This window comes from Enterobacter cloacae complex sp. P40C2 (genome assembly GCF_014930695.1).
Lineage (GTDB): Bacteria > Pseudomonadota > Gammaproteobacteria > Enterobacterales > Enterobacteriaceae > Enterobacter > Enterobacter pasteurii.
In genome coordinates this window covers 840,644-853,584 of the sequence record NZ_JADBRP010000001.1, presented here as the reverse complement: position 1 = coordinate 853,584, position 12,941 = coordinate 840,644, and the positions used below count along the sequence as shown (strand labels likewise).

The 12,941-nt window shown below is 56.0% G+C and carries 11 protein-coding genes; 8 read left to right on the top strand and 3 right to left on the bottom strand.

Annotated elements, in window-relative coordinates; all coding sequences use genetic code 11:
• Window positions 1-161 precede the first annotated feature (161 nt).
• Window positions 162-704, top strand: coding sequence for a cell division protein ZapC (gene zapC / locus IM304_RS04170; protein WP_148421004.1), 543 nt, complete (start codon window positions 162-164; stop codon window positions 702-704).
• Here the strand turns inward: zapC and IM304_RS04165 are convergent.
• Entirely contained in the window at window positions 701-1,810 is a 1,110-nt protein-coding gene (locus IM304_RS04165) for a YcbX family protein (protein ID WP_148421002.1), read from the bottom strand. The genes zapC and IM304_RS04165 overlap by 4 nt on opposite strands.
• 98 nt (window positions 1,811-1,908) lie before the next feature.
• Between IM304_RS04165 and rlmKL the strand changes: the two genes are divergently transcribed.
• The 6 genes from rlmKL (at window position 1,909) to rmf (ending at window position 9,834) form a co-directional block, all read left to right on the top strand.
• Window positions 1,909-4,017, top strand: coding sequence for a bifunctional 23S rRNA (guanine(2069)-N(7))-methyltransferase RlmK/23S rRNA (guanine(2445)-N(2))-methyltransferase RlmL (rlmKL, locus tag IM304_RS04160; RefSeq protein ID WP_193356366.1), 2,109 nt, complete (start codon window positions 1,909-1,911; stop codon window positions 4,015-4,017).
• A 12-nt stretch (window positions 4,018-4,029) separates the two neighbouring features.
• Entirely contained in the window at window positions 4,030-5,937 is a 1,908-nt protein-coding gene (locus tag IM304_RS04155) for an ABC transporter ATP-binding protein (RefSeq protein ID WP_193356365.1), read from the top strand.
• Between the two features lie 13 nt (window positions 5,938-5,950).
• Window positions 5,951-7,204: a membrane integrity-associated transporter subunit PqiA gene (pqiA, locus tag IM304_RS04150; RefSeq protein ID WP_148420996.1), complete on the top strand. Its 1,254-nt coding sequence runs from the start codon at window positions 5,951-5,953 to the stop codon at window positions 7,202-7,204.
• 4 nt (window positions 7,205-7,208) lie between these two features.
• On the top strand, window positions 7,209-8,849 hold the full coding sequence (gene pqiB, locus IM304_RS04145; RefSeq protein WP_148420994.1) for an intermembrane transport protein PqiB: 1,641 nt from the start codon (window positions 7,209-7,211) through the stop codon (window positions 8,847-8,849).
• Complete coding sequence (gene pqiC, locus IM304_RS04140) at window positions 8,846-9,412, top strand: membrane integrity-associated transporter subunit PqiC (RefSeq protein ID WP_148420992.1); 567 nt, start codon at window positions 8,846-8,848, stop codon at window positions 9,410-9,412. Before pqiB ends, pqiC begins: the two co-directional genes overlap by 4 nt.
• Before the next feature lie 254 nt (window positions 9,413-9,666).
• Window positions 9,667-9,834, top strand: coding sequence for a ribosome modulation factor (rmf, locus tag IM304_RS04135; RefSeq protein WP_003858162.1), 168 nt, complete (start codon window positions 9,667-9,669; stop codon window positions 9,832-9,834).
• A gap of 71 nt (window positions 9,835-9,905) precedes the next feature.
• On the opposite strand, the gene fabA is transcribed toward rmf, so the two are convergent.
• Window positions 9,906-10,424 carry a bifunctional 3-hydroxydecanoyl-ACP dehydratase/trans-2-decenoyl-ACP isomerase gene (gene fabA, locus IM304_RS04130; RefSeq protein ID WP_148420990.1) on the bottom strand — a complete coding sequence of 173 codons (519 nt, stop codon included), beginning with the start codon at window positions 10,422-10,424 and terminating at the stop codon, window positions 9,906-9,908.
• 68 nt (window positions 10,425-10,492) lie between these two features.
• Window positions 10,493-12,253: a Lon protease family protein gene (locus tag IM304_RS04125; RefSeq protein WP_193356364.1), complete on the bottom strand. Its 1,761-nt coding sequence runs from the start codon at window positions 12,251-12,253 to the stop codon at window positions 10,493-10,495.
• Between the two features lie 186 nt (window positions 12,254-12,439).
• Here IM304_RS04125 and matP point away from each other — a divergent pair, with 186 nt between their 5' ends.
• Window positions 12,440-12,892, top strand: coding sequence for a macrodomain Ter protein MatP (gene matP / locus IM304_RS04120; protein WP_006809347.1), 453 nt, complete (start codon window positions 12,440-12,442; stop codon window positions 12,890-12,892).
• Window positions 12,893-12,941: the final 49 nt, after the last annotated feature.

Here is a 12,941-nt window from a genome sequence, read left to right as displayed (position 1 = left end):
TTCTCTTAATCAGACAACCAGGGCTTTATTTCCAGCCCTGGTTGTTTTATATTCCGTCATTGTTGCTTATTTAGACATTATAGTCTTTTATTACTAGTGTTATAAACGAAGCGGCAAACAGGACATTTTTAGTACAGGACGTTTGGGGACGGGAGAGAAACATGCGAATTAAACCTGACGATAACTGGCGCTGGTATTATTGCGAAGAGCATGACCGAATGATGCTCGACTTAGCCAATGGCATGTTGTTTCGCTCTCGTTTTGCGCGCCGGATGCTCACGCCAGACGCGTTTGCCCCCTCAGGCTTTTGCGTTGACGATGCCGCGCTCTATTTCTCTTTTGAAGAAAAATGCCGCGATCTCGATCTCTCCAAAGAACAGCGCGCCGAACTGGTATTAAACGCGCTGGTGGCAATCCGCTTCCTGAAACCCCAAATGCCGAAAAGCTGGCATTTCCTCGCGCACGGCATGAGCTGGACCCCGGCCACGGGCGATGCGGCCAGCGTGAGCCTGAGCGATACCGAAGAAGAGGTGAGTTTGCTGGTGGTTGAACCCGGCGAAAACGCCGCGCTCTGTTTGCTGGCACAGCCCGGCGTGACCATTGCCGGGCGAGTGATGCAGTTAGGTGATGCCATCAAGGTAATGAACGACAGGCTGAAGCCACAGCTGCGCGTAGATTCCTTCAGCCTCGAACAGGCGGTTTAAGCTTCCAGCTGTACGGACGTTTTCGGTACGCAGCTACAGCACAGGATCGTGCCGTCATTGCCAATCGCGGATTTCTTCAGAGCACTCACCTCACCGTCTACCAGCCTGATGCGGCAGCATCCACAAATTCCCGCCCGACAGGAATACGGTACGCGAATACCCGCCTGCTCCAGCTGCTCCAGTAGTACCTGCTGATTGTTACCCCGGATAACCTTGCCTTCCCAGTGAATATCCACCGCGGAAGCGACGTTGGTCACGGCGTCGACCATCTCTTCTTCCTGACCTGCGCCATATACGCGTGCCGGACCGCGGGTAAGAATTTCGACCTCGTCGCCCACGCGGATCGCGCCGCTTGAGCGGGGGATGAGGTTCTGACCGAAATCGACGTCGCCGCTGTCCTGCGCGGTACGGAATGACTGCAACGTTTTCAGCGGTTCGCCGGAAGGATGCTTCTGGCCTTTTTCCGGGCTGACGGTGGTGAAAATACAGCGGCTGCACGGTTTCACCACGTCAAAAATCACGCTGCCGATGCGGATCGTTTTCCAGGTATCTTCATCCCAGGCATCCGCTCCGGTCACCACCAGATTCGGGCGAAACTGCTCCATTTGCACGCTGGCTTTACAGCGGTTTTGTAGGTCGCGAAGCGAGGCCTCGTTGGTCAGCAGGAACGGAAAACCATCCGCGAAGGAGAGGGGGACCGCGTTGTGGCGCTTAACGCGACGGGTCAGGGCTGGCCCAACCCAGCGCAGCTGAACGTTACGGGAGAAAAAGCCGCTCAGCCACTGGTTTATAGCGTCCGGGGCGATACGCGCGGTAAAATGATTCCCCCACACTTCCGTTGGCGCATCCACCGGCGCAAAATCGGTAAAGCGAACCACCGCGCTCGATCCGTCCGGCGCGGTCAGGTGCAAACCGTCATGAAGCGGGGAAGGGGTAAAGCGAACCATCTGCGGGAACTGGCGTGCCGTAATGAACGTACCGTCAGGCTCGGTGACCATAAATATGCGATCGAAGGCAAATCCGCTCATATCGGCCAGCGCGTGCGTAACGCCGATACCGCGCATGGATTTCACCGGATGAATAAAAAGCCTGGATAACGTCGCCACTGCACACTCCCGCAAAAGAAAATAAGCCTTCAACTTTATGACATACACGCCATATTAGCTATAATGCGCGACAATTTTCTAAGAGTAAAAGTGACGATATGAATTCTCTGTTTGCCAGTACGGCCCGTGGGCTGGAAGAGCTGTTAAAAACTGAACTGGAAGGCCTGGGCGCGAGAGAGTGCCGGGTGGTTCAGGGTGGTGTCCATTTTGAGGGCGACACGCGGCTTATTTACCAGAGCCTGATGTGGAGCCGTCTGGCGTCGCGCATCATGCTGCCGATGAAAGAGTGCAAGGTCTACAGCGATCTTGATCTCTACACCGGCGTACAGATGATCGACTGGACAGAGATCTTCACCCCGGACGCCACCTTTGCGGTGCATTTCAACGGCGTCAACGATGAGATCCGCAACAGCCAGTACGGTGCTCTGCGCGTCAAAGACGCCATTGTCGACTGCTTCACGCGTCGAAATAAGGAACGCCCGAACGTTGACCGCGAAAATCCGGATCTGCGTATCAACGTCTGGCTGAACGGCGACACCGCCAGCATATCCCTGGATCTGAGCGGCGCGGGCCTGCATCTGCGCGGCTATCGCGACCGCACCGGGATGGCGCCCATCAAAGAAACGCTGGCTGCGGCCATCGTCATGCGCTCCGGCTGGCAGCCGGGTACGCCGCTGCTCGATCCGATGTGCGGTTCCGGCACGCTGCTGATTGAAGCCGCGATGCTGGCTACCGACCGTGCGCCAGGCCTGCACCGTGGACAGTGGGGCTTTAAAGGCTGGGCACAGCACGATGAAGCCCTCTGGAAAGAGGTGAAGGACGACGCGCAGACCCGCGCGCGCAAGGGGCTGGCGGAGTACACGTCTCGTTTTTATGGTTCGGACAGCGATGCCCGCGTCATTGAACGCGCCCGCAGCAACGCCCGCCGCGCCGGGATCGGCGAGCTGATTCATTTTGACGTCAAGGACGTTGCGAACCTTACCAACCCGCTGCCTAAGGGCCCGTACGGTACGGTGATCAGCAACCCGCCTTACGGCGAACGTCTGGGCAGCGAGCCGGCGCTGATTGCGCTGCACAGCCTGCTGGGCCGCAACATGAAAGCGCATTTCGGCGGCTGGAATCTCTCCCTGTTTAGCGCCTCGCCGGAGCTGCTGAGCTGCCTGCAGCTGCGTGCGGATCGCCAGTACAAGGCGAAAAACGGCCCGCTGGACTGCGTGCAGAAAAACTACCACCTGGCCGAGACGGCGGCGGACAGCAAGCCCTCCGGCGTAGCGGAAGATTACGCCAACCGCCTGCGCAAAAACCTGAAGAAATTTGAGAAGTGGGCGAAGCAGGAAGGGATCGAATGCTATCGCCTGTACGACGCTGACCTGCCGGAATACAACGTGGCGGTTGACCGCTATGCGGACTGGGTGGTCGTTCAGGAGTATGCCCCGCCGAAAACCATTGATGCGCAAAAAGCGCGTCAGCGTATGCTGGACGTCATTGCGGCGACCATCGCCGTGCTCGGCATTTCGCCAAACAGGCTGGTGCTGAAAACCCGTGAACGTCAGAAAGGTAAAAATCAGTATCAGAAAATGGGCGAGAAGGGCGACTTCATCGAAGTGGGCGAATATAACGCTCGCCTGTGGGTTAACCTGACCGACTATCTTGATACCGGCCTGTTCCTCGATCACCGTATCGCCCGCCGCATGCTGGGCCAGATGAGCAAAGGCAAAGATTTCCTTAACCTCTTCTCATACACCGGCAGCGCCAGCGTACATGCAGGGCTTGGCGGCGCGCGCAGCACCACCACGGTGGATATGTCCCGCACCTATCTGGAGTGGGCGGAGCGCAACCTGCGTCTCAACGGCTTAACCGGACGTCAGCATCGTCTGTTGCAGGCCGACGTGCTGGGCTGGCTGCGCGATACGGATGAACAGTTCGATCTGATCTTTATCGATCCACCGACGTTCTCTAACTCCAAGCGCATGGAGGATAGCTTTGATGTTCAACGCGATCACCTGCGCCTGATGACCGACCTGAAGCGCCTGCTGCGTAAGGGCGGCACCATTATGTTCTCGAACAACAAGCGCGGATTCCGCATGGATCACGACGGCCTGGCCGAACTGGGACTGAAAGCACAAGAAATCAGCCAAAAAACGCTGTCTCAGGACTTTGCCCGTAACCGTCAAATCCACAACTGCTGGCTTATCTCCGCGGTCTGAAAGGAAAAATAAATGTCTTTAATTAGTATGCACGGCGCGTGGCTCTCCTTCAGCGACTCGCCGCTTCTCGATAATGCAGAGCTGCATATCGAAGATAACGAGCGCGTCTGCCTGGTTGGCCGTAACGGCGCGGGCAAATCGACGCTGATGAAAATCCTCAATCGCGAGCAGGGGCTGGACGATGGACGCATTGTTTACGAACAGGATCTGATCGTCTCTCGTCTGCAACAGGATCCGCCGCGTAACGTCACCGGCAGCGTTTATGATTTCGTGGCGGAAGGTATTTCTGAGCAGGCGGAATACCTGAAGCGCTACCACGAGATTTCGCATCTGGTGATGACTGACCCGAGCGACAAGAATCTCAACGAGCTGGCTAAGGTGCAGGAGATGCTCGATCACCACGGCCTGTGGCAGCTGGAAAACCGCATTAACGAAGTGCTGGCGCAGCTTGGCCTCGAAGCGGATATGGAGCTGTCGGCGCTGTCCGGCGGCTGGCTGCGTAAAGCGGCGCTGGGCCGTGCGCTGGTGAGCGGGCCTAAGGTGCTGCTGCTGGACGAACCGACGAACCACCTGGATATCGAAGCGATTGACTGGCTGGAAGGTTTCCTGAAAACCTTTAACGGCACCATTATCTTTATCTCGCACGACCGTTCGTTTATCCGCAATATGGCGACACGCATCGTCGATCTCGACCGCGGCAAGCTGGTGACCTATCCGGGCGATTACGATACCTACCTGCTGGAGAAAGAAGAGAACCTGCGCGTGGAAGAGCTGCAAAATGCTGAGTTCGACCGCAAGCTGGCGCAGGAAGAGGTGTGGATCCGTCAGGGCATTAAAGCGCGTCGTACCCGTAACGAAGGCCGCGTTCGCGCCCTGAAGGCGATGCGTCGCGAACGCAGCGAACGCCGTGAGGTGATGGGCAGCGCCAAAATGCAGGTTGAAGAGGCGTCCCGCTCCGGCAAGATTGTCTTCGAAATGGAAAACGTTAACTATTCGGTCGACGGTAAAGTGCTGGTGAACGATTTCTCCGCCCAAGTACAGCGCGGCGACAAAATTGCGCTTATCGGCCCGAATGGCTGCGGTAAAACCACGCTGCTGAAGCTGATGCTGGGCCAGCTCCAGGCCGACAGCGGCCGTATTCACTGCGGCACCAAGCTGGAAGTGGCGTACTTCGACCAGCACCGCGCCGAGCTGGATCCAGACCGCACGGTAATGGATAACCTTGCCGAAGGTAAGCAGGAGGTGATGGTTAACGGCAAGCCGCGCCACGTGCTGGGCTACCTCCAGGACTTCCTGTTCCATCCAAAACGCGCCATGACCCCGGTGCGCGCGCTGTCCGGCGGGGAGCGTAACCGTCTTCTGCTGGCGCGCCTGTTCCTGAAACCAAGCAATTTACTAATTCTCGATGAACCGACGAACGACCTGGATGTCGAAACGCTGGAGCTGCTTGAAGAACTGATTGATGGCTATCAGGGCACGGTGATGCTGGTTAGCCACGACCGTCAGTTCGTCGATAACACCGTGACCGAGTGCTGGATCTTCGAAGGCGAAGGCCGGATTGGTCAGTACGTTGGCGGCTATCACGACGCGCGCGGGCAGCAATCCCAGTCCATGGCGCAAAAACAGGCCAGGACAAAAAGCGTAGCGGAACCCGTTGTTGCAAAAGCAGAAACGGCCAAAAAATCACCGGCTAAAATGAGCTATAACCTGCAGCGCGAACTGGAAGGCCTGCCACAGCGTCTGGAAGAGCTGGAAGCCGCGCTGGAAGCGCTGCAGATTCAGGTTGCTGATGCGTCATTCTTTACGCAGCCTCACGACTATACTCAGAAAGTACTGGCTGAGCTCTCCCAGGCCGAGCAGGCGCTGGAGGAAGCGTTTGAGCGCTGGGAGTATCTTGAGTCTCTGAAAAACGGCGCATAAACAGGGATAAACTATGTGTGACCAGCACCATGCCGATCGGCATATTCTATGCTCGCAGTGCGATATGCTTGTGGCGTTGCCAGAGCTTGGTCACGGACACAAGGCTGCCTGCCCACGCTGTGGGGCGACGCTGACAACCGAGTGGGACGCGCCCAGGCAGCGTCCTACCGCTTATGCGCTGGCAGCCTTATTCATGCTGCTGCTCTCCAACCTCTTCCCTTTCATCTACATGAAGGTGGGGGGGATGACCAGCCAGGTAGATTTACTGGAAATCCCGAACGTCATGTTCTCGGAGGACTACGCCAGCCTCGGCACCTTCTTCCTGCTGTTCGTACAGATAGTTCCGGCCTTTTGCCTGGTCGTCATCCTGCTGCTGGTTAACCGCGTCAGGATGCCGCTCTCCCTCAAAATCAAACTCGCGCGCGTTTTGTTCCAGCTGAAAAGCTGGGGGATGGCGGAGATCTTTCTGGCGGGGGTACTGGTCAGCTTCGTGAAGCTGATGGCCTACGGCGACGTGGGAATTGGCAGCAGCTTTATTCCCTGGTGCCTGTACTGCGTGTTGCAGCTGCGCGCCTTTCAGTGCGTTGACCGACGCTGGGCCTGGGACGATATCGCCCCGGCGCCGACGCTGTCGCAGACGGTTAAGGTGGGCGTGCCGGGCATTCGTCAGGGGCTTCGCTCCTGCTCCTGCTGCACCGCCATCCTGCCCGCAGAGGTCGAGGTGTGTCCGCGCTGTGAAACAAAGGGGTACGTGCGGCGTAAAAATAGCCTGCAATGGACGATGGCGCTGCTGGTGACCTCCATCATGCTTTATCTGCCCGCCAATATCCTGCCGATCATGATCACCGACCTGCTCGGGGACAAAATGCCTTCGACCATCCTGGCCGGGGTTATTTTGCTGTGGGGGGAAGGGTCGTACCCGGTTGCGGGGGTGATTTTCATCGCCAGCATTATGGTGCCGACCTTAAAGATGATTGCGATTGCCTGGCTTTGCTGGGATGCGAAAGGGCACGGAAAGCGCGACAGTGAACGTATGCACCTGATTTATGAGGTTGTGGAATTTGTTGGCCGCTGGTCGATGATTGACGTGTTTGTGATAGCGGTTCTCTCTGCGCTGGTGCGCATGGGCGGGCTGATGAGTATTTATCCCGCGATGGGAGCGCTGATGTTTGCGTTGGTCGTCATTATGACCATGTTTGCGGCCATGACCTTCGACCCTCGTTTATCGTGGGATCGTGAGCCCGAGACAAGCCATGAGGAAGAGTAAGAGCATGGAAAATAAGAGTGGAGAGGCTAAAGTGCAGAAGGTCAGAAACTGGTCGCCGGTGTGGATATTCCCCATCGTGACCGCGCTGATCGGCGCATGGATCCTGTTTTATCATTACAGCCATCAGGGCCCGGAAGTCACGCTAATCACCACCAATGCAGAAGGCATTGAGGGCGGTAAAACCACCATCAAAAGCCGCAGCGTGGATGTGGGCGTGGTCGAAAGTGCGACCCTGACGGATGACTTAACCCATGTAGAAATTAAGGCTCGCCTGAATGCCGGCATGGAAAAACTGCTGCATGAAGATTCCGTCTTTTGGGTGGTTAAACCTCAGGTCGGCCGTGAAGGGATCAGCGGGTTAGGTACGCTCCTGTCAGGGGCTTATATTGAGCTTCAGCCTGGCAACAAGGGTATCCAGCCCGCGAGCTATGAGCTGCTGGACTCTCCGCCGCTTGCGCCGCCGGACGCTAAGGGGATCCGCGTCATTCTGGACAGTAAAAAAGCGGGCCAGCTTTCGCCGGGCGATCCTGTGCTGTTCCGCGGCTATCGCGTCGGTTCGGTTGAGACCAGTACGTTCGATCCGCAAAAGCGGACCATCAGCTATCAACTTTTCATCAATGCGCCGAACGACCGCCTGGTGACCAGCAACGTGCGCTTCTGGAAGGACAGCGGGATCGCGGTCGATCTGACTTCGGCGGGGATGCGCGTAGAGATGGGGTCACTCACCACCCTGTTTGGCGGGGGCGTCAGCTTTGACGTACCGGAAGGTTTGGATCTCGGACAGCCGGTAGCGGAGAAAACCGCCTTCAGGCTGTTTGACGATCAGAAAAGCATTCAGGATGCGCTCTATACCGATCACATCGACTATCTGATGTTCTTTAAGGATTCGGTGCGCGGCCTGCAACCGGGAGCGCCGGTCGAGTTCCGCGGTATCCGTCTGGGGACAGTGGGGCAGGTGCCTTACTTTGTTCCGGGTCTTAAGCAGATGCTTGATGATGATTACCGTATTCCGGTGCTGATCCGCATTGAGCCTGAGCGTTTGATTAACCAGATTGGTCAGGATCAGGATATCGGCGAGCACATCACCGACCTGATGAATCGCGGTCTGCGCGGCTCGCTGAAAACCGGTAACCTGGTGACGGGTGCGCTGTATGTCGATATGGACTTCTATCCAAAAGCGCCACCAATGACGGGGATCCGCGAATTTGGCGGTTATAAAATTATCCCTACGGTGAGCAGTGGCCTGGCGCAGATCCAGCAGCGCCTGATGGAAACGCTGGATAAGATTAACAATCTGCCGCTGAATCCAATGCTTGAGGCTGCGACGGGATCGCTGCAACAGAGCCAGGCGACGATGCGACGTCTGCAAACCACGCTGGATAATATCAACAAGCTCACCGCCAACCAGTCCATGCAGCAGCTGCCGCAGGATATGCAGAAAACGTTGCGCGAACTGAACCGCAGTATGCAGGGCTTCCAGCCTGGTTCAGCGGCCTACAACAAAATGGTGGCGGACATGCAGCGTCTTGACCAGGTCTTACGCGAGCTCCAGCCAGTGTTGAAAACGCTCAACGAGAAGAGCAACGCGCTGGTGTTTGAAGCGAAAGATAAAAAGGATCCTGAGCCTAAGAGGGCGAAACAATGAAAAAATGGCTAACTATCGTGGGCGCGCTGGTATTAACGGCCTGTAGCTCGGGAAGTGATAACAAAAGCTACTATCAGCTGCCCATGGGCGCGCAGCCGGGCGCTCAAAGCATCGCCTCGCAGGGCAGCCGGCTGCTGTGGGTCGAGCAGGTTGCGGTACCGGATTATCTGGCAGGCAACGGGGTGGTTTACCAGACCAGCGACGTGCAGTACGTGATCGCCAGCAATAACCTGTGGGCCAGCCCGCTGGATCAGCAGTTACGCAATACGCTGGTGGCAAATCTGAGCGGTCAGCTCCCCGGCTGGGTCGTGGCCTCACAGCCTTTGGGAAGCGATCAGGACACGCTGAATGTTAACGTAACGGGCTTCCACGGCCGCTATGACGGTGCCGTTGTCATCAGCGGGGAGTGGCTGCTGAACCATCAGGGACAGCTGATCAAGCGTCCTTTCCATCTTGAGCTGAAGCAGCAAAAAGATGGATATGACGAGATGGTGAAAGTGCTGGCACAGGGTTGGGCGCAGGAGTCGGCCGCCATTGCCAGAGAGATTTCCCGGCTGCCATAAGTAAAATTCATAGTCGTAAGCCGCTCTCAGCTTCTCGCTGATTGCGGCTTTTTTTTTATTTTGGCTTCAGGCTGTTACTTGTGCCGCATCACATTTTTTGTACAAACGATCTTCCGCATAGCTCACAAATATGACACCCGTATGAATTTTGAACGTTGACGCTGAGGCTGATTCGGGGTATTCGTTAACTGTGCTTGCACATATTGCAACCACTGTTTTCTTTCCACCAGACAAAAGAATGAGGGAAACGAGGCATGAAGAGACAGAAACGAGATCGCCTGGAAAGGGCTCATCAACGTGGTTATCAGGCTGGCATCGCCGGACGTTCAAAAGAAATGTGTCCCTACCAGGCCTTAAATCAAAGGTCTCAATGGTTAGGGGGCTGGCGAGAAGCCATCGGAGACAGGGCAGTACTTGCCTGATACCGTCTCTTTAAAAAGAAACCTCCGCAATGCGGAGGTTTCGCCTTTCTGGAGGAGGCTAAAAGCCGCTATCAGAAAGCAGAGGTATCCTGGAACAGACCCACTTTCAAATCGTTCGCGGTATAGATCAGACGACCATCAACCAGCACTTCGCCATCCGCCAGGCCCATAATCAGACGACGGTTAACGATGCGTTTGAAATGGATGCGGTAGGTGACTTTCTTCGCGGTCGGGAGAACCTGACCGGTGAATTTCACTTCGCCTACGCCCAGCGCGCGGCCTTTGCCTTCACCGCCAAGCCAGCCCAGATAGAAGCCAACCAGCTGCCACATTGCATCGAGGCCGAGGCAGCCAGGCATTACCGGATCGCCAATAAAGTGGCAACCGAAGAACCACAGGTCCGGGTTGATATCGAGTTCTGCTTCTACGTAACCCTTATCAAAGTTGCCGCCGGTTTCGGTCATTTTCACGACACGGTCCATCATCAGCATATTTGGGGCCGGTAACTGCGGGCCATTCGCGCCAAACAGTTCACCGCGACCAGAGGCAAGAAGGTCTTCTTTAGTATAGGATTCGCGTTTATCTACCATGTTCTCAGTAAGCCTTATTTTAGTGAAGGACGCAGGATAGCTAACACGTGTACGCTGAACAAGTCCGATCAGTTTGCACTAAACCAACTTAACCAGCGTAACGGCCACGGATAACGATGACGAGCATCCTGCTGTGTCGCCTGAGCAATACGTTCCTGAATGGTCTGCATCAGGGTGGTCTGTCCTTCGCCATCCCAGACCAGGTTTGTCAGTAAGGGTAGTGCATCCTCAACGCCTTCGATGGCCCAGATGAAGAATTGTTCCTGCTCTACCGCGTCCAGAATCGCCTGGTTCAGGCTCAAATGACGGGCGTTAGGGGCTGGAATAATAACGCCCTGTTTGCCGTTTAAACCGCGCTGCTCGCAGATGGCAAAGAAACCCTCAATTTTTTCATTCAGTCCGCCGACCGGCTGGGCACGACCAAACTGATCCACGGAGCCGGTGATCGCGATGTTCTGATTGATTGGCACTTCTGCCAGGGCACTGATCAGCGCGCACAGCTCGGCCATGGAGGCGCTATCGCCGTCGACTTCACTGTAGGACTGCTCGAAGGTCAAAGAGGCAGAGAAGGGGATCTGTTGCTCAAGCTGGAGTTCAGACATCAGGAAGGCCTGCATAATCATCATGCCTTTGGCATGAATGTTTCCGCCCAGCTCGGCCTTGCGTTCGATATCGGTAAATTCGCCGTCACCAACGTGCACAACACAGCTGATGCGGGAAGGCTCGCCAAAGGCGCGCGGATGCCCCGGGAACTCGATAACGGATAAGGCGTTGATCTGCCCGATACGTTCGCCTTCGGTTTCCACCAGAATTTGCTCCAGCAGAATTTCATCCTGCATACGGTCAGCAAGATAGCCTTCACGCCATTCGCGCTGGGCCAGCATCTGGGTAAACTGCTCGCCGCTAAACGCGCCGCTGCCGCTGATGACGCCTACTTCACGCAGCTGTTTGCCAATCCAGAGCGGACAGAGCGGCAGGGTTTCCCGATCGCCGGTATAGCGCACGGCCTCGCGGATTAAGCCGGGCCACGCGTCGTCGGCCGGTGAGGGCAGGGCAAAACGTTCTGCCACGTCCATAACCCAGCTGCACCACTGCGCCATGTCATCGGCATCGGCAATCTGGATATTGTCTTCGTATTCACTGTATACGGCCTGTTCCGCGAGTTCTGGCTCCATTTCCTGGAAATCAGCCAGAGATTCGCGGTCACCCGTCAGCACGACGGTCAGCGAGAGCGGCATCGACGGGACGGATACAGGCAGCGGACGCGAATCGTCGTAGCCAATCCAGTCAAAACGCTGCTGCGTTACTACCGTTTTCAGGCGCATCCACAGCAGAGGCTGTGCAAGGAGGGTGCGAAGGGAAATCAGCAGCACGCCGCCGTTCGCGCGGTGTACCAGCCCCGGCTGCAGCGACACTTCACCATTAAACTGACGAAGGCAGCCAAACAGCTGCTCGGCTTCCACCCAGCTGGCGGTAATCACCTCACCTTTTGCGGCGAAAAGCCCGTCGGCCTGCGTTGACGGTTCGAACGTGACGTCGCGTCCGTCAACATGATAGCGACCGCCAAAAACGGCGTTCGTTTTCGGCTGCAACTGGCGCATGGCATCACCGAGAAGCGTCAGATACTCGGCTTCTTCCGGGGCTTTGAGCAGCATGAAAGGAGATGTCGCCCAGGGGGATGCCATCTGCTCCAGCGCGTAATGCAAACGCGGTTGTGTCTCGCTAAGTATGTATTCGTGTTCTTTTGTGAGGTCTGGCTGTGCAAACAGCTCCTGATAGCTCTCGGTATCCGGAACCAGGTCACGCCATGCAAGTTTCGTAATGGTCAAAGTTGATGTTTTTTAGTCAGATGTAAAACCGTGGAGTATACCGTAAGCGGTGCACTCTGCCCAATCAGGATTCGGGATTTCGTCATGCAGTTAGCCTGTCGTGTTTCACAGGATATGATTTCTTTTCAGCAGATTGCCAAAAAACTGATATTCTGAACAGAGTTACACGGTAACACTGAGATCGCAATGAAATATCAACAACTGGAAAACCTCGAAAGCGGCTGGAAATGGAAGTACCTGGTCAAAAAGCACCGTGAAGGGGAGCTGATCACCTGCTACATCGAAGCCAGCGCGGCACAAGAAGCTGTGGATATGTTGCTGACCCTCGAAAACGAACCGGTACAGGTCAACGGCTGGATTGAGAAACACATTAATCCGGCCCTGTTGAACCGGATGAAGCAAACTATCCGTGCGCGACGTAAGCGGCACTTCAATGCTGAACATCAGCACACCCGTAAAAAATCCATCGACCTGGAGTTTATGGTCTGGCAGCGTCTGGCCGGGCTTGCGCAACGTCGCGGGAAAACTTTGTCAGAAACGGTGGTGCAGCTGATTGAAGATGCCGAACACAAAGAAAAATATGCCAGCCAGATGTCGACGCTGAAAAACGATTTGCAGGCACTGCTGGGTAAAAAATGACGTTTTTACGTTTGTTCAGATAATAAAAAACCCCGCATAGCGGGGTTTT